Genomic DNA, 21,971 nt, shown 5'->3' on the forward strand with positions numbered 1-21,971 from the left:
TCTCTTACATTAATGACGGTATAAAGAGGCTGATTTGAGGGAAGTAAACCAAGGCGGCAATGATAAAAATCTCTGCAACCAGGAACCAGATTACACCCTTGAATATTGTTTCAACCCGAATATCTGAAGAAACAACGCTTTTGACCACATAGACATTAAGGCCAACTGGCGGCGTCAAAAGCCCTACCTCAATCAGTTTTACAACCAGAACACCCATCCAAATCAGGTTCATATTTGCAGCGTCAAATACTGGAAGCAAGATAGGCAAGGTTACGAGCATGACCCCGATAGGATCGAGAAACATACCAAGAATCAAATACAATATTATTGTGAAAATAATAACTGTAGCCGGAGATATAGAGAAATCATTGATAAATCCACCCATCATCTGCGGAACGCCTGCAAGCATAAGAAACTTACTCAAAACAGAAGCACCAACAGCTATAAGCAGAATGGAAGCACCACTAGTAATAGTGTCGAAAACGCTTTCCTTCAATACCGACCAGGTAAGCGTGCCGCGGCATATGCAAATCAACACTGCCGAGGCAGCACCAATAGCGCCCGCTTCTGTAGCAGTTGTAATGCCACTATAGATGAAACCCATTACCGATATTATTAAAAGCGGAACCGGCCATATAGCAATCAAGGCACCAAACATATCCTTAAGGCTATATTTTTCAGTGCATGGTGGAGCAAGAGAAGGGTCCATCTTGACCCTGATGATAATTACCAGAGTATATACAAAAGCTGTCAACAAACCGGGCAATACACCTGCCATCAAAAGCATGCCTATTGGCTGCCCCGTGTACCAACCATAAACAATAAAGGCAACTGACGGGGGAATCATTGCACCGATGGTACCCGATGCAGCAACCACACCGGTTGCCAGACTCTGGCTATATCCTCTCTGCAACATTTCAGGCACTGCCATTTTTCCCATGGCGGCAGCGGTTGCCAAACTTGATCCAGAAGCAGCAGCAAACATAGCGCTGGCAAAGTTGGCAGAAACTGCCAACCCACCAGGCAACCAACTCAGCCATATTCGACATGCCTCGAACAATGAGGCTGTTAACCCGCCACGATAGGCTATAGCGCCCATCAGCAAAAACATGGGAATCGCTGAAAGCGACCAATGAGCTGCAAAATCGTAAGGCAGTTTCGCACTTACAAGCCATAAAGTATCAAATCCACGGAGGATGCCGATACCGGCCAGAGATGACACCAGGAGGGCTATTGCAATTGGAACTCGCAATATTAAAAGAACCAATAATATAGCAACAACCAGTGCCGCAACTGTTAAAGAGGTCAACTACTTGCTCCTTGGATTTAACTTATTATCTTGGAAAGCCTCAACCGCATTATTCAGGGTCGGAAGCATGCTCACTTTTTTTGTTACTCTGATAATTTACGAACAACACCGTAACCGCAGAAATAACCGCAACCGTAAAGCCCAGAGTTGCAATCCAGCGAGTAGGCCATATCAAGAGATCGTAATAGACGATATCCAGATACTCACCAGCTAAAGTCTTTTTGAATGCGTATTGCCCGGAGCTTATTGCAATAAGCAAGAAAACCAGAACGCCAAGCAGAAGGCCAAATTTATCCAGGCCCCGATTAACTGAACCGGGTAAGCGGCTTGTAAAAACCTCAACAAATACGAATTCTTTACGTAATACCAGAAGTGAGATTGGCAAGAAGGCAAAAGCAACCATGTAATAGTTGGAAACAATCTCCAACGATCCCATTAGAGGCTTGTCAAAGAAGCTCCTGAGAAAAACATCAGCAACAATTTGAAGCATCATTACCAGCACAATTATTCCGGCTACGGCGTACACCGCAGCCGATATCATGCTCACCACTCGATACAGATGTTGTGAAATAGTCTTCATGTACCAAGACTCCATTGCATGACAGAATTCAGCGAATACTCGTTAGTTGAATTTTACTTTTGAGTAGACTTCACGAACCAGCATATCGCTGAACTCTTCAGGAGTCGGGTTCTGGTCACCGATAAGAGCTGTCCACTTATCCACTGCTTCCAGGAAAACCTTCACATTATCCTCTGGATTCTTAACCCCTCGCTTCCTGGCAATCGCCAATGAATTTTCCTTCTCTTCCTGGCGAGCCTTGGCAATGGTTTCCTTGAGTTCTTCCGTAGCCGGCAGGTATTTGATACCGGACTCAATCGCTTTTTCCCTGGATACCCTGGAGCTTTCGAAATATGCGGCAGTATTGCTGGCAATAAAGTGCGGAATTTCTTTCAGCAGAATCGCCTGCTGCTCTTCAGTAAATGATTCCCAGACATCTCGATTGAGCACGAAGCTGTGAAAACCATGAAAGGTACCTCCTGGAAAATCGACTACATGGCTGAGGACATCGTATAAACCATAGTCTTCCATCGCACTCTCTGGCGAGAACGCACAGTTCATTTGTCCTCGCTGCAAACCCTCATAGACATCATTAAAGGGAATGTTGAGTGGAACCGCACCCCATGATGCAACCAAACGTGTCCAGGGAGCTGCCGCCTTGATTTTTTTACCTTTCAGGTCGGCCACAGTACTGACATCTGTATTACAGAGGAGCTTGTAAGGACTGGTTGAGTGGTGGCCAAAATTCATAACGCCAAGCTTATCCAGGTCCTGCTTGCAGCCTTTACAACCAAGCAGCGAATACTCGGTCATTGCCCCGGACATAACCCACGCGTTCTCCCCCAGCAAGGCCATGGAAGACGCTATAACGGTATGAGGAAGATCTCCAGGTACATATACATCGGTAACCAGACCGGCATCAACCAACCGGTCACTTATGAAGGATAGCGTTGCTTTACCAGACGCCACACTGCCACCAGACAGTACCGAGATAGCCAGCTCACCATCTGTCTGACTGGCCAATACCTCACCGAGTTTAGCCGTATTTATGGTTGTCTGATGAGTTCCAGGCATGTATGTGTTGTATTGAATTTCGGCCTGGAGATACGTAGGAACCAATGCGGCAAACATCCACATGAACCGGCCACATGACTTGAGAATTTTCATAGTTCTTCCTTTTGTTATTTAGAATTCAGGACTTTGTAATAATTATATTCATTTCTACCTGCATAACGGCAGGCCTGGAGGGCGCTTACACCGCCGTTCCTCACCCGGAAAACTCAATATAAAATCATTCCGGCATGAATTGCAAACAAATTAAAACGAATTTTTTTATCATAAATATCAGCGCCAAACACCTCCGTCGCCAACACATTTCTGACCGCACAAGTAGAGACCAGACAACAGCGGAAACGCCCCGGACTCCGCCTGCTGTCTGCACGCCTCCCCTTTAAGGGGAAACCTGCGACTCATTGCTGTTCTGGTTGTGAACAGCATTTATCCGGAACAATCCCCCTGCTCACCAACTCCGACAGGCGCTCCGAACCTATTCCGTAATCCTCGAGGAAGCTATAGGTATCGGTGCCGGCAGGAGACGGTGAGCGAGGAGCACCGGGCCTGGAGCGGCTAAAACGAGGAGCTGGAACCGCCTGCACAGTATCTGCCACCCTGACATGCATCTCCCTGGCGACACTGTGAGGATGATTCACAGCCTCAGCTGGCGTCAGTACCGGAACAACGCAAGCGTCAGAGCCTTCAAAAATCTGCGCCCACTCATCACGGGTACGGCGTGCAAAAATTTCGGCGTACGCCGCCCGCTGTGCCGGCCATGTGGAACTGTCATCGCGAATCGCAGCCAACTCAGCAGGAATCCCGGCTTTTTTTACGAGTTCTGCGAAGAACTGGGGCTCGATCGCACCTACAGCGACAAATCCTCCATCACTCGTTTCATAAGTGCGGTAATAGGGAGCACCACCGTCGAGCATGTTACTTTCCCGGTGGTCAGACCATTGACCCTGCGCCTTGAGCGCACCGAATATCCCGCTGATAGCCGTCACTCCATCAATCATTGCAGCATCGACGACCTGCCCCTTGCCTGAGCGACTACGCTCCCAAAGTGCTGCGAAGATTCCAAAGATAAGGAACATCGTGCCGCCACCGTAATCCGCCACCAGATTCAGCGGTGGAGAGGGTGGCTGACCAGCATTGCCCATCATGTAGAGCATGCCTGTCTGTGCCAGATAGTTGAGATCATGCCCAGCCGTACTTGCCAACGGCCCCTCCTGCCCCCAACCGGTGACACGGCCGTATACCAGGCCAGGATTCCGGGCCAGGCATTCATCGGGGCCAATACCGAGACGCTCCATAACACCCGGGCGAAACCCCTCCATCAAAACGTCAGCCTGAGCAATGAGCTCAAGTACGAGGTCCGAAGCTCCGGGAGCTTTGAGATTGATAGCCACGCTACGCTTGTTACGGTTATTGATATCTGCCGGACGATCAGCGCCGGGAGCCCGTTCGATAACCGTAACGTCTGCCCCCAGATCTGCCAGAAGCTGACCAGCCAGAGGGCAGGGACCAAGCCCGGCCATTTCTATGACTTTAAGACCTTCAAGTGGACCTGACATAAGCCACCCTTTCATTTAATTAAAGAGAGTAAACTCGCGTAGCGGTTCCGCTGAAAAGAGCTTTCTTCTCTTCAGCGCTGCAACCTGCTGCGATTCTCTTGAACGCGTTCCACACAACCGGGTATGTACACGTAACCATGTCAACCGGAAAATTACTCTCAAACATGCACCGGTCCACGCCGAACGCTTCGATACAGGTTTTGATATAAGGTCCCCAGGCTTCGGCCAAAACCTCAGAGGAAGCCGGCCGGGCTAAAGTATCAAAACCAAAACCAGCAAACTTCATGCCCAGACCACCCAGTTTGCAGCTGACATTTGGACAGGCTGCGAGCTCCTCAATGCCTTTTTTCCAAACAGCAAAAACCTCATCCCGCTTGCCTTCATATGCTCCAGCACCAATCGGGCCACCAACATGGTCAAGGATAATTTTTGATTCCGGATAGGTACGAGCCAGATCCGCAAGTTCACCCAGCTGCGGGTGATAGATCCAGCTGTCAAAAGTCATATCAAACGCGATGAGCTTCTCGAATCCCTGGCGGAAAGTGGGATCCAGCAACACTTCCGGCGGAAAATCGCGAGCCGTTGTCCGCACTGTGCCAGTCTTGTCATAAACAGTTGACTGACGGACTCCGCGAAAACGGCCGCGCCCAGCCTCCACGTGAGCCTGAAGCACCTCTTCTACACTCGCCCCTTCAAGAAGATCTGCGCGCCCGATAATCGCCTTACATACTCCACGATCACCAACTGGCCCATTCGCTGCTTCTTCTGCAAAGGCTGCGACAAATTCAGTTTCCCCTATCAACCGAAATCTCTCAGGGCCATCTGTTCGATACCCTTCAGTACATTCAGCAAAGATAGTTGCTGTAATGTTGTGCCCGCTTAGCAAATCGGCAGCGAACTCTTCCTGCAGGTAGCGTGGCTTCCTCGGCAAATCCCAAAGATGATGATGAGGATCAACGATTGGTAAATCCGGCTCCAGGATCTCTTCACTGTGCAAAGCAAGCCATTCGGGATCGGCAGCGGTCAGGATGGCCGCCGATTTTTCTGCGTAAGTTTTTGTCACTTTAAGCTCCTTGTTTTTGCTATATACCACTAAAAATCGACTCATTTATGTCGAGCCGTACTTATAGGTACGCCTTTTGCGACACCTTGCCCCTTATCAGGAAACAATCATTTAAACATGATTTAATTATTGTACTGAAATAACGCTGTCTCTCAGCCTGTCTATCCTTTCGAAACCGGGAGAGCCGCCCCTTACCTGACTATTCGCCTTCAGTAACGAGCTGCTTCTCGGCCATGTCACGCAAAGCACTTTTCTTGACTTTCAATCCGTTAGGCCCATCAACCATGGGAACTTCGTCAATAATGAAGATATGAACAGGTACTTTGTATACAGCCAACTGATCACGGCATTTTTCGATCAGTGCAGCGGTATCAGGGGTCCGGCCTGTAGCCGGAACAACAAAAGCGACCGGGCGAGGTCCCTGGGGCAGCGTAACCGCAACCACCTGGCAGCTATCCACATCCGGATCGGCACTGATCACTACTTCAATTTCTTCAGGCGCAACAAGGTAGCCGCCGATTCGCAACACGTCGTTTATACGAGTAAGAAGCGTGAATGTGTCGTTAGGGCCTCGTACACCCATATCCCCGGTCCTGAGGTAACCGTCCTCTGTAAATGCGCCTGCAGTGCGCTCGGGGTCATTCAGGTATCCAGTCATAACATTGGGAGAAAGAATCTGAATTTCACCCGACTGTCCCTCCGCCAGCTCTTCTCCCGATATGGGGTCGGCAATCCGCAGTCTGGCTCCCGGGGTTGTCAGCGTTCCCCCGGCTTCCGCACGCACCTCAAGCGGATCGTCCGCCGCGCGCATTGCAACTAAAGCCAACGACTCGCTGAGCCCATACATTGCACGCATATGGACTCCATGGCGCTCAGCTATTTCGGGCAGTTCAGTAAGGCCCGGGGTGAAGTTGGCATGACCATACATTCGCAACCCCGGGAATGGGCGTTCACCAGAAACAACCTTGAGCAAACTATCAAGCATATCGTTGGTGCCCAATGCATGGGTTACACCTGCCTCATTGATAACGCCGGAAACTTCAACCGGATCGAAAGCATCAAGCATTACCAGCGGGATGCCTGATGCAATGGCCATCATGGCAATACTGAACCCAAAACCGCCACACAGAGGAACCGCAAGCAACACCCTGCTGTCGGCATCAAGTCCCATTGCCTGTGATACATTCCGAGAATGGCGCACCACGCGGTCCTGCCGGTGGGATACGATCTTCGGCAGGCTGGTGGTACCCGATGTAGCGATGTACAGACATGGATCCTCAGGATGGGCAAGTAACCCTGCGGGCTCGCATTCTGGCAGCGCCGCAATCGAAATAGCGTCTGCACCTGACACCAGGCCCTCAGCCGACTCGTCATCACACGAGACAACAAGCTTTATCGTCGAGCTACTTTTAGCCGATACCTTCCTTATGGTCTTCGCCAAATCGCCATTCCGGTATCCTGGAGCGAGAAAAAGAGCCTTCGCCCCGGTTCGCCCAATCAAATCACTGACTTCTTTCTCACCTAGCCGTGGATTAAGCGCAAGAACTGCTGCACCGATCCGCCAGGCGGCGAAAGCTGCGACCATCCATTCAGGCTGATTGCCAAGATAAACTGCAATCGTGTCGCCACGCCCTATCCCATAGCTATGCAATACAGCGGCAACTTGAGCGCTGTTGCGACTAAGTTCGCCATAGGTGAAGACTTTGTTCCCTGGCAGAATGAACAAAGGCGCGTCAGCACCCTCATCGGCCAGAAAGCCCGCGAGAGTCTCACCGGCAGTTTCTATACGTGCACTCATTTACGACCTCTCTTCAAAAAGCACATACGTCCTTACTCCGCAGGGGGGAATTCGCTATATGCCTGCTTCGTATATCAAGCTTCGATCGGCCATTATCATTCACTCATGAATGAATAATGTCAACAAAATATGACCCTGAAAATCAGGAGGTACAACAGCGCCAGTGATGCGCCGAAGACCAACAATGGATGAGGATATCAATGGCAGAAACCGGATAGCAGCACGCTGAAAGCCTGGAATCCAGCCGTATTCAGCAGCCTGCCGATGGGAAAAAAGGAATTACTGGCATGGCGTCAGTGCGCCTGAACTTTTCAAACTGAAGGGAAACCGAAAAACAGAGGCAAAGATTAAAAACGAACGGATAAGCGCTCCAGGTCAGCATGCCAGGGCAACAAAATTCCGGAATCAACCCAACAAACTCTGAACATGCCATGTAATAAGCTCGTAACATGCTTGTCGCACTATCTGGTGTATACCAAAGGAGTGCGACATGCTTGCAGTTTTCGACCTCGATGAAACCCTGATTCGGGGGGACAGTTCACAACTGTTTACTGAGTTTCTCCGCGCAGAAAACATTGATGCCAACCCCGATTCCAAAGCCATGGGCAGAGTCTTCATGAGGGCCTATAACAATGGGCACATGGATCTGCAGGACTACATGGAATTCAGCCTGGCCCCGATACGGGGTTGGCAGCGCAATCAGGTGCAGGAGCTTATTGACCGGTTCGTCACCGAGGTGATCCCTCCACGCATATTACCAACAGGCCAGGAGCGGGTGGCCTGGCACAAGGCCCAGGGGCATGATGTGTTAATTATCTCCGCAACGGGAGAACACCTGGTATCACCCATTGCCCGACACCTCGGCATTGATGACGGTATAGGTGTTCAAGTGGAGTGGCAGAACGACAGTCTCAAAGGCACCATAGGATCCCGGCGCCCTTTCAGAGACGGTAAAGTGTCTGCTCTGGAGGAGTGGATTACAGCCCGGAAAGCCAGCCCCGAGAAAGTCTGGTTCTACTCAGATTCCCACAACGATCTTCCCCTTTTAAACGCTGTGGACTATCCCGTAGCAGTAAACCCGGACCCGATTCTGGAGGACTACGCCCTGCAACAGGGCTGGCTCGTTTTTATCGATGAAGTGGCGCAGGCATGACACTTCGCCATCTCAACCTGGCACGAGCGGAGCTTTGTCGTTCCCGCAGAGAGGCAGGCCACCCCATCACCCCAACACCACCAGCAACAGGCCTGCAAGAATGGTCAACACACCTAAAATCTTGGGTGGATGCAAGGGTTCCTCAAGAAAATACCACCCCAGCACAACTCCGATAGGAATGCTGACCTGCCTGAACGCCACCACGTAACTGACATCCTCTGCATAGGCCATGGCCCAGACAACCAGCGCGTAGGTGCCCAGAATCAGTATCCCTGCGGCTAAAGTACTGCGCCAGTTCGCTACCAATTGCCGAAGCAGTCGGCGTTCCGTTTTCTGAAGGCTCAGGCCGATGCTGAGCCATACCAGTGCTGACCATGCCTGGAGGATCACGAACACCAGGGCCACCTCAGCATCCAGGGCAATTCCATCGAGCAAATTCCGCATTCTTTCCGTCGCAGCATCGTCGACGATTGAATATCCGGCAGTACTGGCAGCCGCCAGGAGAGCAAACAGTGTGGCAAGATTGCGATAGTTGGCCAGACGAAAATCCCGGAGCCGTTGCATTGGCAGGATAATGCATCCAGCCACAATCAGCAGGATACCGACCGCAGCCGCGATGGTGATGGTTTCGGCTCTTCCCAGGAAAAGGGTCCCGATCAGCAGGATAAGCAGAGGCGAAGACCGTGCCAGAGGGTAAACCACCGACAGTTCGCCATGGCGATAGGCTGCCGCCAGTGCGCTGAGGTAGGTAGCCTGAAAAAAGCCAGTCGCAACAACCAGCCACCAGATACCCGAGCCCAGTTTCTGTACCAGAGGAAAGTAGTACACCAAAACCGGCAGGGTCAGGAGCGCGCCCCAGAGTGTGCTATACCAGAAGAACGCTCCACTGGGGCTGACCTTCTTGCCAAACAGGTTCCAGCCGGCGTGTGCCAGAGCGGACACAAGAACGATGACTATGGCTGTGGAAGTCATTAAATTTCAGGTTGCCCGTTCATTCTGTGCCCTGTCGCCATGGCCGCGTTGAACGGTCTACCCAGGAACGCAGTAGCCCCTGGATGAGCTTTGCCACGGCGCAGGTGGCCGTAATCAGTATGGCCATTGCTGCGGCCGGGGCAATGTCTCCGGCTTCGTCCATATTCAGCACCGCTACTGACGCCAACTGGGAGTCATGGCCGTAAAGGAACACAACCGCCGAGACCGTGGTCATCGCATTCACGAACAGATACAGCGCGACATCCAGGATCGCGGGCAGGCACAGAGGCAAGGTAACTGTGAACAGCACCCTCCATCGGGACGCATTGAGAGACTCCCCTACCGCCTCGAATTCCTGGTCCAGTTGCTTCAACGCTGTTACCGCTGTGAGATGGGAGACCGCATAGAAGTGCGTGATGGTACACAGCATCAGGATGAACAGGGTGCCATAGATCCCGTTGATCGGATTGTCCGGATGATTGAAGAAGAAGATGTAGGATAACCCCAGCACCAATCCTGGAACGGCCAAAGGCAGAAGCGACAGGAACTGGAATAAACCGGTCAGAATACGGGGCTGCGGTGTCCGCTCCATCAGCCAGGCGTTGAAAAAGACCAGCATGGTTCCAATCACCATGGTACCCAGGGCCATCTGCAGGCTGTTGCCGTAGGCCCCCCACCCACCTCCGTCCATGCGGCCGAACTGGTAATTGTTCAGGCTCAAGTCCAGATTGTATGGCCAGAAGGTAACGAACGACGCGTAGATGGCCATGCCAATGATGGCAAAAATGAACACCAGCGTCGGTGTCAGCATCAGCGCCCCGACAGTGTCGCGTTTGCGATCCTGGCCGGGCTTGTAAGGCACTGATCTCGCGGTGAAGCTTGCCGACTGTTTGCGTTGTACATAGCGATCAGCAATGAAGGCCAGCATGGCTGGCAATAGCAACAGCACACTGACCACAGCGCCCATCTCGAATTTCTGCTGTCCGATCACCTGCTTGTAGATATCCGTAGCAAGTACATCAAACTGCCCGCCGATAACCTTGGGTACGCCGAAATCCGTGATCACCAACGTAAAGACAACGAAAGCAGCGCTCACCAGTCCATAGCGGGCTCCGGGCACCGTTACTGTCCAGAAGGTTCGCCAGGGGCCGGCCTTCAATGCAGTAGCGGCTTCGTAATGACGCCCATCGGCATTGTCCATAGCCGTCAACAGAATCATCAGGGCGTGGGGAAATGTCCAGAAACAGGAGCCCATAATGATGCCAATGGGGCCATAGATCTCAGCCCCAAAGAGCCAGTCTTTTAGCACGCCCTGATTACCAAACAGGTATACCAGGCTGATTGCGGGCAACAGCGATGGCGCCAGAATCGGTAACACCAGCACACCCCGAATCCACCCAGTGAATGGCAGGCGCGTACGGGTCAATGCCCAGGCCGCCATAAAGGCCAGGAAGACCACAACCAGGGTACTGAGCCCAGCCACCCACAAGGAATTGAAAAACGCGGATTCGATACCACCGGAACTCAGGTAGCGGGCAAAGTTTTCCAGCCCGACAAACTCACCGGCCCTGTTCTCGACACTCTTTGAAAGCAGGGTGTACAGGGGGGCAAGTACAAGCAGTGTCAGAATGGCACAACCGGTTACCAGTAACAGAGAGAACACCCAGCGGCCGGCAAACTTCCGGCGTAACTCAACCAGGGAGGGCCAGTTGCGTGTCGCCGGTGTCGAAAGTACGTGAGAATCAATCATGGAACGCTTACCAGGGTCATACTCAGGCATTCGGAACTCCGCAGCTCTCAGGCTGCGAAGCAATGCAGGGCGTCGGAGGGCAGGTTGAGGCAAATACCGCCGCCAACACACAGCCCAAGACGCCGCGCGGAACGTGGGTCCACATCCACAATCAGCTCCAGTTCAACGTCGTTCAGGCGAATATGAGTGCGGATGAACGCTCCCAGATAATCCAGTGCCCGGACCTCTCCCTCCCACTCTCCGTCTCCGCAGGGCAACAGGTGAACATCCTCCGGCCGGATAGCCAGCCGAACCGCGCCTTCAGCGGAAGGCAACGGCCGGACCAGTTCCAGCTCACGATCCCCGACCTTCACCCGCTGTCCATTTAATGGCGAGCTGTCAATGAAATTCATCGCGCCGATAAAGGATGCAACGAACGCTGACGCGGGTTGCTGATAGATCTCCAGCGGGGTTCCTACCTGCTCTATAACGCCGTTGTTCATGACCACAACACGGTCAGCCATTGCCAGCGCCTCTTCCTGATCGTGGGTCACCATGATCGTAGTGACACCCAGCTGCTTTTGGAGGTTACGAATCTCGCTGCGCAGATGATGGCGCACTTTGGCGTCCAGTGCAGACAAGGGCTCATCAAGCAGCAACAACCCCGGCGAAGGCGCCAGTGCCCGCGCCAATGCAACACGTTGCTGCTGGCCACCGGACAACTGAGCCGGGTACTTCCGGGCATGGTCTTCAAGCCCAACCAGGTTCAACAGTTCGTCCACCCGACTCCGGACCCTGGCCTTTGGCATGCCGATGCTGCGCAGGCCATAGGCTATGTTGTCGGCGACCGTCATATTCGGGAACAACGCGTAAGACTGAAATACAATGCCGAAATCACGATCTCTGGGCGGTTTCAGGGAAATGTCCGTGTCACCTTGATGGAGTAGCCCCCCGCTCTGGCACTCAAGCCCCGCAATGATGCGAAGCAGGGTGGTCTTTCCACACCCTGATGGCCCAAGAAAACACACCAGTTCGCCTGGCTCGATGGTGAGATCGATGTTTTTCAGTGCACAAAAATCACCGAAGAACTTGTCGACCCCCTGAATTTCGAGACGACTCCCCTGGGTTTTCTGGCTCATGTTACCCCCTGCTTTTGAATCATCCGGCAGGTGCCCGAAACCGGGCACCGCCTCGACTTATCCGGCCCAATGCCGGTCCGTCAATTCACTTCGCTTCAGATTTACCGTCGTAACGACGCGCCCACTCGGACAGAATGGCCTCGCGGTTACTGGCCGCCCAACCAAAGTCGTTGTCGATGATCAGCTCACCTGCATTTTCCGGAAAATGCTCGACCGGCTGCGCGACGCCTGGCATGCCTACAATGGCGTAGCCCTCGTTATACATTTCCATGGCCTGACGGGTGATGGACCAATCTACCAGCGTTTGCGCCGCTTCCATTTTATCCGTGCCATCCACAATCGCAGTCGCTTCTACTTCCCAGCCCAGGCCCTCTTTCGGGAAAACCAGTTCCAGGGGAGCACCTTGTTCCTTAAGGCGGGCACCACGGAAGGCAAATGAAACCCCAATGGTGGTTTCACCAGAGGCCGCCATCTTGCAAGGCTTGGAACCTGAGTGCGTATAGCGGCTGATGTTCTCGTGAAGCCCATCCATGAACGTCCAGCCTTTGTCTTCTCCCATCAATTGGAGCCAGGCAGAGACATCCAGAAAGCCGGTACCAGATGAGTTAGGGTTCGGCATAACCACGTGCCCCTGATACACCGGCTTAGCCAGATCCTGCCAGCTGGCAGGCATTGGCAGATTATTTTTCTCTGCTTCAATGGTGTTCACACAGATCGCAGCCATCCACGCATCCATGCCTACCCAGGACGGTGTCTCATCGCTGTCACGGAACTTCGGAGACAATTCCTCAAGCCCTTTCGGCGCGTATGGGACCAGCATTCCCTCATTCTTCAGCAGCAACAGGCTTGTGCCTGCCAGCCCCCAGACTACATCTGCCCGCGAATTCTGCTTTTCTGCCAGCAAGCGAGCAGTTACAACACCTGTAGAGTCGCGAACCCAGTTAATCTTGATGTCCGGATGGTCCTCATTGAAGCGCTCGGCGTACTTCGCAAGATCCTCTGCTTCAACCGCGGTGTATACGGTCAGTTCAGTCTGTGCATTAGCGTTGACGGCTATAGCCAATGTGGTCAGGGCAAGGGCTTTCTTCAGGTGTTTCACGTAAGTCTCCTTTTGCAGGCTCAGGTTAAAGCGCACTTTACTGGTCTATACCAGTTTCTATGTCCTCAACCACCATAGGTCTATTTGATTGCAAAGACGTGACAGCAATGTGACGTATCCATGGACATTTCTTACGGACACTCACCCGCCTGCAAACGACACGCAATCTCGGCGAGCACGTTCGGCAGATCCACTATGGAATCGATCACATAGTGAGCCCCAGACGTCGCCATAACGCGATGCCCACGAGCCACGGTTTCTGCTCTATCGGTGTCGTTAAGGGCAGAAAGCTGCTCTTCGCTGAGACCCACTGCATTCCCTGACGCCACCACCGCCACCGTCCACATGCCTGCATTCAAGCCTTCCTCGATACCCGTAGTGGTGTCGTCAACCTTCACGCAGCCCTGCACGGCACTAACACCCAGTTCAATCGCATTCTTCATGCTCATATGAGGGGCTGGCCTGCCCTGGGGCACCTCTGTAGCGACAACAACACTCTCCGGCTCGAAGCCCTGGGCAACCAACTCTGGCAGCATTACATTCACCATTTCGCGGCTATAACCCGTATTCACACCAAGCTTGATGCTCCGATCCCGCAACCAGTCCTGAAGTTCAATAGCCCCTGGAATCAGCTGGGAACGCTCGGCAATGGCTGCCGTCTGAAGCGGCAGGAAAGCGCCGTAAAGTCGATCGATATCAGCCGTGTCCGGCGTCTTTCCGAAAACACTGCTCCACTGTGTACGTATTCGGGGCATCGCCAGAAGGCGACGGATATGTTCGCGCTTTTCTGTGCCCATAGGCTCACGGGCTTCCGCTTCAGACAGGTCGATACCTTCAGCTTCAAACAGTTTCAGAAACGCCTGGATAGGCGCCAGTGAGCCAAAGTCCACGCAGGTGCCAGCCAGATCCATAATCACCGCCTGAAGCGGCCCGGTATAACGACGGGTGTAGGTATACATAAAACTCTCCTTTCGGGGTTCAGACGGTTTCGAGGTTGTCAGGAGCTGCAACAGGTGCCGGAACAGGTACCTGAAGGCCAAGTTCACGGCAGGCCTCAGCGATGGCAGTCACGACCGCATCCATCTGTTCATCATGGAGTTGGCCAATACAGCCCACCCGAAAGCTGTCAGCAACGGTGAGCTTGCCGGGGTAGATGAGAAACCCACGGGCCTTGATCGCATCGTAAAAGCAGCGAAATTCAAATTCCGGACTGTTCGGAGCCAAAAAGGTAGTTATGATTGGAGACAACCACTCATCCGCGAGCAAAGTCTCAAAACCGAGTTCACGGAGGCCTGCAACCAGGCGGTCCCGATTGCGGCTGTAGCGATCCAGGCGACCAGTCACGCCGCCTTCGGCTTCATGTTCACGCATGGCCTGGAGAAAGGCTGCGACCACATGGGTGGGCGGGGTGTAACGCCACTGGCCGGTTTTTTCCATGTACCGCCACTGATCATGAAGGTCGAGAGACAAGCTATGGCACTGGCCGGCTGAAGCCGACAAGAGTTCCCGTTCGACAATCGCGAAACCAAAACCCGGCACACCCTCAAAGCATTTGTTGGCAGAGGACACCAAAGCTGCGCAGGGCAGTTCAGCGACATTCACTGGCAGTGCCCCAAAGGCACTCATGCTGTCGATGATCAGCCGTTTTCCTGCCTGGCGACATACCTCGGCGATTTCCTGGATAGGATTGAGGATGCCGGAGCTGGTTTCACAGTGAACGACCACCACCTGCTCAACTTCAGGGTTCTCTTTTAACGCAACAGCAACCTCGTCACCGCGAGGCGGATGGTAATCGCCCTTATCAATCGCTATGTATGGGCGGCCCAGCATGTCGAGAATTTTACCGATCCGTTTCCCGTAGGCACCGTTCATCAGCACCAGGGTTGTACTGGTTGAAGGAATCACCGTTCCGAGTGTGGCCTCCACTGCAAAAGTTCCACTGCCCTGCATGGGCACGCAGACATGGCTGGCGCTGCCACCAGATACCTCAAGCAGCCGTTCACAAATTTCGGCAGTTACACTATTGAAGTCGCCATCCCAGGACCCCCAATCATGCAACATGGCCTGTTTAACTGTGAGACTGGTGGTCAATGGACCAGGAGTGAGTAGATAGGGCTCTTTTGGGATCATGGGGCTCTCCTTTGAGATTAACCAGTGCGTTTCCGGGCGCGAGCCTCGGCACAGCGGCGGATGAAATCAGGACTGTAGGAATCGATATCGCCGAAGCGATCCAGGCGGAACGGCTCGGGGGGCACAAATGGGCTCTGGTTGGTGGCCAGTTCAGCAATGAACCGGCCGATACCTCCGGACATGCCGATCCCCCCTCCGGAACAGCCGGTAGCGGCGATGAAACCGTCAATACCCGGCATGGGGCCCAGAAGTGCAAAACCATCAGGTGTGTAGCTGGACACATTGCTGACGTAATGGGCCAGCCGTAACTCCTCCAACACAGAAAGCTGACATCGAAGCGCTTCATAGCCGCTCTCAAGCGCAAGCTCGCCAGTCGGGTCGGTATCGAAACGAAAGCCTTGAAGGTTGTCCGGTAACGCTTTGGGGTGAGCCACGACCGATTGCGGGTCCCGCAATCCAAATAACAACCCGCCCACTTCCGGTCGAGCATAGGCGCCACTGTCAGGCAGAATAGTCATCGGGCCATGTATGGAAATTTTCGGGTGCGGCGACGATATCCAGTAATGGCTGCGAACAGGCGCCATGCCAAGGTGAATCCCCGCCTGCATCGCCAGCGCAGTACTCCAGGGGCCTGCTGCGCCAATCACTGTTCCGGCAGAGATCGTCTCACCATCGGTGAGGCGCACTCCCGTAACCGTCGAACCTTGTTGCAGGAGTTCGCTGACCTCTCGCTTCAGAAGAAAACGGGTGCCTTTGCGCCTGGCTTCGGCAGCATAGGCCTGGCAGAGGGTGTAGGGGTCAATGTAGCCATCATCCGGCAGCCATAAAGCTGAAGTGTCAGGCGTCAGCTCAAGCCAGGGGGCCAGCCGCATACCCTCATTCGCGCTGAGTCGTTCCGCCAGGACACCGGCATCTGCTGCCCTTTGCAAGGTTTGCTCGATCTGCCTCCGACCTTCCGGTTTTGCAGACACTTGCAAACTACCCACTCTTTTCAGGGGTAACTGCTCGCCAAGGTAGCTTCCCAGCTCGTCAATCGCCCGGAACGTTTCCATCACCATATCCGTCAGCACCCGGTGGGGGCGAACCCGGGTCAGCAACGCCGCTGCATGGCTGGTGGTTTGTTCACCAAGCCCGTGGCGTTCGACAACGACAATGTGAAGGTTGGGGGTCTGGCTCAGATACCGGGCTATGGCACATCCAAGGATGCCGCCACCGATAATCACAACATCCGGATGATTGATTGTGGACATGATTGTTCCCTGCTTTACTGGTATATACCAGTTTGACAAGAAACTGTGTCGGTTTTATGAAAGGCTGATGACAGTATGGAATCGCCGTGTTGAGCGCTCAGTAAACCTCGACCTGAATACTCAATGCATCGTGTAGCCAGAACTCCTCGTCAAATTCCACAAAGCCACCTTCAGCGTCGTGACTGCAACGGGTAACGTAGAGCCCCGCAGTGCCGATAGTCACGCCAAGCGCGTTCGCCTGCGGGCCAACAAGAGCTGTCGGGTACATTTCAATATGCTTCCCCTGCAACTCTACTCCGTATTGTTCTCGCAGCAGTTTCCAAAGTGAGCGATTGAAATCATAGGTTTCAATGGCGGGCAGGCGTTTCGGGTTCAGGTAAATGTTCTCGACCAATACAGGGCGACCATCAATCTGCCGTCGCCTGCGGAGCCATACAATTGGATCGCCGACTGCCAGGCCGGTTCTGGTCGCAAGCCAGGCATTGATTTCAGTAGGTGTAACATCGAGGGTTTCAGTAGCAGGAATACGCCCCTGTGAGATAACGTTTTCGGAGAAGCTGTAATCCTGGGTGGGCTTGTATATCAGCCGTGGTGGCGAAACAAACCAGCCTCGCCGGTTAGAACGGAATATCCGGCCTTCCGCCTCAAGCTGGGCCAGCGCCAGTCGGGCCGTTACACGCGTGGTACCGTACTCATCAGCGAGGATCCGCTCAGAGGGCAAACGGGTATTTGGCGTTAACGATCCTTCCTCTATCCGGATCGCCAGTTGATCTCGCACTCTCATGTAGAGAGGCGCGCTGCCTTCCCCCGCCAGCCGCTCTTGCATTCTCTCGCTCCTCAGCAAAACAAAACCAGTAACAATAGGACCGCAAAGTGACGCCAGTATGACAAGGCACCAACTGGTATCACGTTAAGCGTTTTGCTGTTCCGCGAGGTTCACTAACCAGTCTCATTCACGACGTTTATGGCTATAGGAGCCGGCGGCCAACCCCCTAAACCAACAGACAAACGTCGTTCTTACGCGCCCTTTTAACCCGGTACATGGCTTCATCTGCCCTCCGGATCAGGTCACAGCCGCTTTCTCCGTCGCGCAGACCGGCACAGATGCCGACGCTGGCGCCAATCCATACTGAGTCTCCTGAAGGCAGGGTCACCGGCTGAGTGATGGCTTCACGTAACCGCTGACCTATTTCCAGCACACTGGCTTCCGAGACCACACTCTCGGTGACAACCACAAACTCATCACCTCCCATCCGCGCCACACAGTCACTTTCCCGGGCTTCCAGCTGCAGGCGGTGGGCAACGGCCTGAAGCAATACATCACCCGCTTCATGGCCATACTGATCGTTCACTGCCTTAAAGCCGTCCAGGTCGATCAGAATCACCGCCAGACGCTCATCCCGGCGCCGCGCCCGCTGCACAACTTTTTCCAGATGAATCATCAGTCCATAACGGTTATAGAGCCCGGTGAGCGGGTCTTTCACTACCCGGCGCTCCAGTTCGGCCTTGGCGGCCTCCAGTTCTGAGGTCCGCTGGGCAACCCGGCGTTCCAGCTCCCGCTCCTGTCGCTGAAGCGACAGCACCAGCTGACGCTGAGCCTGCTCTTTCTGCCGCTTGAGTTCGTTAAACCGGGCGGCCAGACCAAAGGACAGCAGGACCATCTCAATTGCGGAGCCGACCTGCAGGCCGTAAACGGTGAAAAAATTGGACGGTATCCAGCCAAAATTGCGCACCGACAGCAGTGCCGCGCCCACCAGCAGGAGCAACCAGGCCAGCAGGTATATCCTGGCCGCAGGTATGCGGTAGCGTACACCTGCAATCCCGCTGGTTATCAGAAACGCGGTGGTCAACACGCCCATAACTGACATGATTTTGAGGGCATCCTGCACTGGCACCAGCAGTGTCACCAGAGTCGCGCACCACCAGCAAACCGCCATGACCGATAGCACCTTGTCCCAGCGCGGAGCAATCCGGCGCATATTCAGAAAGCTGCGAGCAAACATCACTGCCAGGGTGGCGGACAAGGTATACCCGGTTGGCAGAATGCGGTTGCCCCATTCCCCGACCATCCCGGGCCATAGTAACAAAGGCCCCAGACCATTCATGCTGGAGGCGGCAATACCGAAGCTGAACACAAACAGGGAATACAACAGGAAAGAGCGTTGGCGGGTACCAAAAAACAGCAGGAGATTGTATGCCCCTAAGGCCACCAGCATTCCGAAGTACAGGGCCAGCCAGACATATTCCTGATCACTGTCCGCATAGAATTCAAAGGTCGGCGCCAGCCGGGCGTTGAGGGTCATGCTGGCATGGGTACTTATCCGCAGATACAGCGTTACCCGCTCACCTGGCTCAAACGAGAGCGGGAAAACCGGTTTGCGATGGGCCACCACGCGATCTTCCGGTGCCAGGGTGCGCCCTGACCGCATCTGCTCAACCGTGCCATCGGCATTCACACGATAGAGGCTGATGTCATCCAGGTAGGAATAGGTAAATTCAAGAACCCGGTCCAGACGCTGGCTCGAACGGGACGCCACGTCAATCCGCATCCAGAACGCGTCGGGAGTGTAGCCCTGATGGAGGTCACCTGGTTCTGCTGGTTCGAAGGGTTTGGTGCCACTGCGCACCTGCTCAAATGTCAGTTCACCATCCGGGTCCCGCAGCAGCGAGACAAAGCCGTCCACCGGCTGCGCCATACGGTCATCCAGCACCAGAAGACGGTCCGCGCCCCAGCCCGGGAGCGCCACCAGCAAGAAGCATACAAAGGCAAAACACCGACTAGCCAAAAGACAATAACCCGGCAGCAAACGCATCCCCTCTCAAAATTGACTTGCCGGATCAAACGATCAAGGCACGGGAATTATAGCGGCTATCAGGATATACAAACAGGCAATACCGGAATTACGAAAAGGAAAATACGGGGCGCATTTTCCACATTCAAGGCCAGGTGTACTCCGGCAGTTCTACCCCTTCCTGGGCCAGCCGGTCGGTGATGCTGTAGCGCAGAAGAACAACATCCTTTACTGGCTGTTTCCGTAACCGGCTGACCTCCTCTGTCGTGAAGTGCTCGACCGCTACACTGGGTTTACCCCAACGATCAACCACGTAGTTCATAACCTCCGCGATCTCATCGTCGCGAAGGCCCGCCCCCACAACACCGGGTACGTGCATCAGATAAAGCCGGCCTTCCTCATCATTAAAAAACTCATCGACATACCCCGGAAACGTGGGGATACCTGCGGATGCAACCCCCTTGCCCTCCGTACCGTGGCAGCCGGCGCAACGTAGTATGTAGTTTGCCGCCGCCGACCGTTCAGCCGCAGCGGCCTGCGAAAACAGCTGCCCGGCAAGAAGCAGCGCAATCAACAGGCCGCCCGCCCTTTTATGGCTCATTCCCCTAGCTCCCGGATTCCGGAAGGCACCCTGCACTGGCTGCCAGATCAAGCATCGGCCACCCCGAGAACCACAGAAACGGTACAGTGGTACCCTTTGTTGGTGTTCGCCATGCACCAGTTGATGTCGTTGTGGAGGCCCATACGATATCCCGGGCGCTCGCCTTCACTGGTGAAACAGAAGGTTGAACTGGGTACCGTTGCACGGCCACAACAGTCGTTGTACGAAACCAGATAGTCTTTTTCGTCGTCAGGGTTCCGACAAGTGCCAATCCAGGAAACTTTAGAAGCCTCTGTACCCGCCGGGCAGGACGTCAAAGATCCTCCGGACGTAGAGCATAGGTTGCCATCAAGAGCGCAGTGCTTCCAATAGCTGCAATCGTTCTCATCCTCCGTGGTTGCAGCGAAGGCTGCCCCGCCCAGTGATCGGTCAAATGGCAGAACCGGCACCAGCATCGCGCCGGCAAACACGGTACTTGCCTTGGCAAGAAACGATCGGCGACCATAATGCTGGGCGGCCTTCCGGGTGCTTTTCTCGGACGCCTTGTCAATCAGATTAAATAAACGATTCATCATGCTGGACATAATGTCCTCCCGAATTTTCAATAATTAGCTGTTTTGCTGACCAGATCCTGAACGGATGCATAGCCGGTTTCCAACGCATTAAACAAGCTTTCCAACTGCTCCCTCGAATTCACAAGGCCTTTGGATCGCACCGTACCCTGCTCGTCCAGCAACACCGCAAAGGGGAGACGGGAAACCCGATAAGTCACCCCAAGATGCTCAGACAGTACATAAGGAAAGCCCTCCAGACCTTGCGCAGCAATCAGTTGCTCGTGCCGCGGCTGATCCCCGTCACTCGCTAAAACCACAGACAGCCAGTTGGACTCCGATTTCTGAATCGATTTAAGTGCCGGCACCAGTTTTTTACAGATAGGGCAGGTCGGAGAGAGGAAGAAAACCAGAGTGTGCGTTTTGGACGGATTACCAATACTCACCTTGCCTCCGGTGAGGCTGTCCAGATCAAAAACCGGGGATGTTTCTCCGATTTTGGGACCACTATCGTTGATCATGGCTCCTACAGGAGCGACCCGCTCGTGGAGAATGCCGATCTGACGGGCCAGCACGAAAAAGCCGAGAATCAGCCCTGCCACCATCACAACCAGCAACGCAACGGTAAAAGATAGAATTGCCACAGAATTACCCTCTGAAATTCATGATTTGCTTTGAGCCACTAGCATGCGGTGGTTTTCAGCCAGCTTGCCAAACAGGTTGTAGATCAGCCAAAGCCCGATACCAGCGAGCAGGGCTACAAAGAGCGCTGTTACCGCGACTCCCTGCACACCCTGCAGAGCTACCATGACCGCCAGGCTGGCCAGCGCCAGATTGCGCAGCACCAGTAACCAGGACACCGGGTGAGACGAACCACCACAACCACATTCAATCTCGGCACGCCCCCGGAACAGACTGACAGCCATAGCTGCAGCGTAGAGCAACAGCAAGGCCGCCAGCCCCGTCGCGCCCAGAGAGGACGTAGCAGGATAGAGCAGCAACAGCACGAACAGGCCCTCGGCCAGAATCAGTGCGTTAGCCGCAATCCCGGCGGCCCACTCCGGAAGTAACCGGTAATTGATGACGTATCCCAGAAACCGGCCGTAATCCGAAACCTTGTGCCAGGCAGCATGAGCAAACAGCAGAGCCAGCAGCACAGTGGCTGTCAGTACGGTCATATCCATAAGTTCCTGGGCCAT

At 54.0% G+C, this 21,971-nt stretch carries 20 protein-coding genes; 1 reads left to right on the plus strand and 19 read right to left on the minus strand.

Translation table 11 applies throughout. The features are described from left to right. Positions 1-4: 4 nt before the first annotated feature. From DS878_RS03635 to DS878_RS03660, 6 genes are all read right to left on the minus strand, one after another. Positions 5-1,309 carry a TRAP transporter large permease gene (locus DS878_RS03635; protein WP_113814573.1) on the minus strand — a complete coding sequence of 435 codons (1,305 nt, stop codon included), beginning with the start codon at positions 1,307-1,309 and terminating at the stop codon, positions 5-7. A gap of 49 nt (positions 1,310-1,358) precedes the next feature. Beyond that, a complete protein-coding gene (locus DS878_RS03640) occupies positions 1,359-1,889 on the minus strand; it encodes a TRAP transporter small permease (protein WP_187298725.1) in 531 nt (176 codons plus the stop codon). Positions 1,890-1,931: 42 nt separating this feature from the next. Next, positions 1,932-3,035 (minus strand): C4-dicarboxylate TRAP transporter substrate-binding protein, encoded by a 1,104-nt coding sequence (locus DS878_RS03645; protein ID WP_113814575.1) that lies wholly within the window; start codon positions 3,033-3,035, stop codon positions 1,932-1,934. A gap of 302 nt (positions 3,036-3,337) precedes the next feature. After that, entirely contained in the window at positions 3,338-4,495 is a 1,158-nt protein-coding gene (locus DS878_RS03650; protein WP_113814576.1) for a CaiB/BaiF CoA transferase family protein, read from the minus strand. A 19-nt stretch (positions 4,496-4,514) separates the two neighbouring features. Further along, a complete protein-coding gene (locus tag DS878_RS03655) occupies positions 4,515-5,558 on the minus strand; it encodes an amidohydrolase family protein (protein ID WP_222837425.1) in 1,044 nt (347 codons plus the stop codon). A 199-nt stretch (positions 5,559-5,757) separates the two neighbouring features. Further along, the gene (locus DS878_RS03660) at positions 5,758-7,356 is read right to left on the minus strand and encodes an AMP-binding protein (RefSeq protein ID WP_113814578.1); all 1,599 of its coding nucleotides are present in this window, start codon (positions 7,354-7,356) and stop codon (positions 5,758-5,760) included. A 490-nt stretch (positions 7,357-7,846) separates the two neighbouring features. On the opposite strand from DS878_RS03660, the gene DS878_RS03665 reads away from it, so the two are divergent. Next, positions 7,847-8,509: an HAD family hydrolase gene (locus DS878_RS03665; protein ID WP_113814579.1), complete on the plus strand. Its 663-nt coding sequence runs from the start codon at positions 7,847-7,849 to the stop codon at positions 8,507-8,509. Between the two features lie 66 nt (positions 8,510-8,575). Here the strand turns inward: DS878_RS03665 and DS878_RS03670 are convergent, their stop codons facing one another. From DS878_RS03670 to DS878_RS03730, 13 genes are all read right to left on the minus strand, one after another. After that, entirely contained in the window at positions 8,576-9,481 is a 906-nt protein-coding gene (locus tag DS878_RS03670) for an EamA family transporter (protein ID WP_113814580.1), read from the minus strand. A gap of 19 nt (positions 9,482-9,500) precedes the next feature. Then, positions 9,501-11,261: a putative 2-aminoethylphosphonate ABC transporter permease subunit gene (locus tag DS878_RS03675; RefSeq protein ID WP_261977577.1), complete on the minus strand. Its 1,761-nt coding sequence runs from the start codon at positions 11,259-11,261 to the stop codon at positions 9,501-9,503. 17 nt (positions 11,262-11,278) lie between these two features. Next, complete coding sequence (locus tag DS878_RS03680; RefSeq protein ID WP_113814674.1) at positions 11,279-12,349, minus strand: putative 2-aminoethylphosphonate ABC transporter ATP-binding protein; 1,071 nt, start codon at positions 12,347-12,349, stop codon at positions 11,279-11,281. A gap of 85 nt (positions 12,350-12,434) precedes the next feature. Further along, positions 12,435-13,439 carry a putative 2-aminoethylphosphonate ABC transporter substrate-binding protein gene (locus DS878_RS03685; protein ID WP_410003453.1) on the minus strand — a complete coding sequence of 335 codons (1,005 nt, stop codon included), beginning with the start codon at positions 13,437-13,439 and terminating at the stop codon, positions 12,435-12,437. Between the two features lie 140 nt (positions 13,440-13,579). Beyond that, positions 13,580-14,407: a phosphonoacetaldehyde hydrolase gene (gene phnX / locus DS878_RS03690; protein WP_113814582.1), complete on the minus strand. Its 828-nt coding sequence runs from the start codon at positions 14,405-14,407 to the stop codon at positions 13,580-13,582. A gap of 19 nt (positions 14,408-14,426) precedes the next feature. Then, on the minus strand, positions 14,427-15,575 hold the full coding sequence (locus DS878_RS03695; protein WP_261977581.1) for a 2-aminoethylphosphonate--pyruvate transaminase: 1,149 nt from the start codon (positions 15,573-15,575) through the stop codon (positions 14,427-14,429). Positions 15,576-15,595: 20 nt separating this feature from the next. Then, positions 15,596-16,828, minus strand: coding sequence for an NAD(P)/FAD-dependent oxidoreductase (locus tag DS878_RS03700; protein ID WP_113814584.1), 1,233 nt, complete (start codon positions 16,826-16,828; stop codon positions 15,596-15,598). 97 nt (positions 16,829-16,925) lie between these two features. Continuing rightward, on the minus strand, positions 16,926-17,654 hold the full coding sequence (locus tag DS878_RS03705) for a UTRA domain-containing protein (protein ID WP_113814585.1): 729 nt from the start codon (positions 17,652-17,654) through the stop codon (positions 16,926-16,928). A gap of 166 nt (positions 17,655-17,820) precedes the next feature. After that, positions 17,821-19,539, minus strand: coding sequence for a diguanylate cyclase (locus DS878_RS03710; RefSeq protein WP_222837426.1), 1,719 nt, complete (start codon positions 19,537-19,539; stop codon positions 17,821-17,823). A 226-nt stretch (positions 19,540-19,765) separates the two neighbouring features. Next, positions 19,766-20,221 carry a c-type cytochrome gene (locus DS878_RS03715; protein ID WP_113814587.1) on the minus strand — a complete coding sequence of 152 codons (456 nt, stop codon included), beginning with the start codon at positions 20,219-20,221 and terminating at the stop codon, positions 19,766-19,768. A gap of 47 nt (positions 20,222-20,268) precedes the next feature. After that, entirely contained in the window at positions 20,269-20,805 is a 537-nt protein-coding gene (locus DS878_RS03720) for a methylamine dehydrogenase light chain (RefSeq protein WP_113814588.1), read from the minus strand. Positions 20,806-20,822: 17 nt separating this feature from the next. Continuing rightward, positions 20,823-21,416, minus strand: coding sequence for a redoxin family protein (locus DS878_RS03725; protein ID WP_222837427.1), 594 nt, complete (start codon positions 21,414-21,416; stop codon positions 20,823-20,825). Between the two features lie 18 nt (positions 21,417-21,434). Continuing rightward, positions 21,435-21,971, minus strand: coding sequence for a MauE/DoxX family redox-associated membrane protein (locus DS878_RS03730; protein WP_113814589.1), 537 nt, complete (start codon positions 21,969-21,971; stop codon positions 21,435-21,437).

Origin of the sequence: Marinobacter sp. F3R11 (assembly GCF_003318275.1) — a bacterium.
Lineage (GTDB): Bacteria > Pseudomonadota > Gammaproteobacteria > Pseudomonadales > Oleiphilaceae > Marinobacter.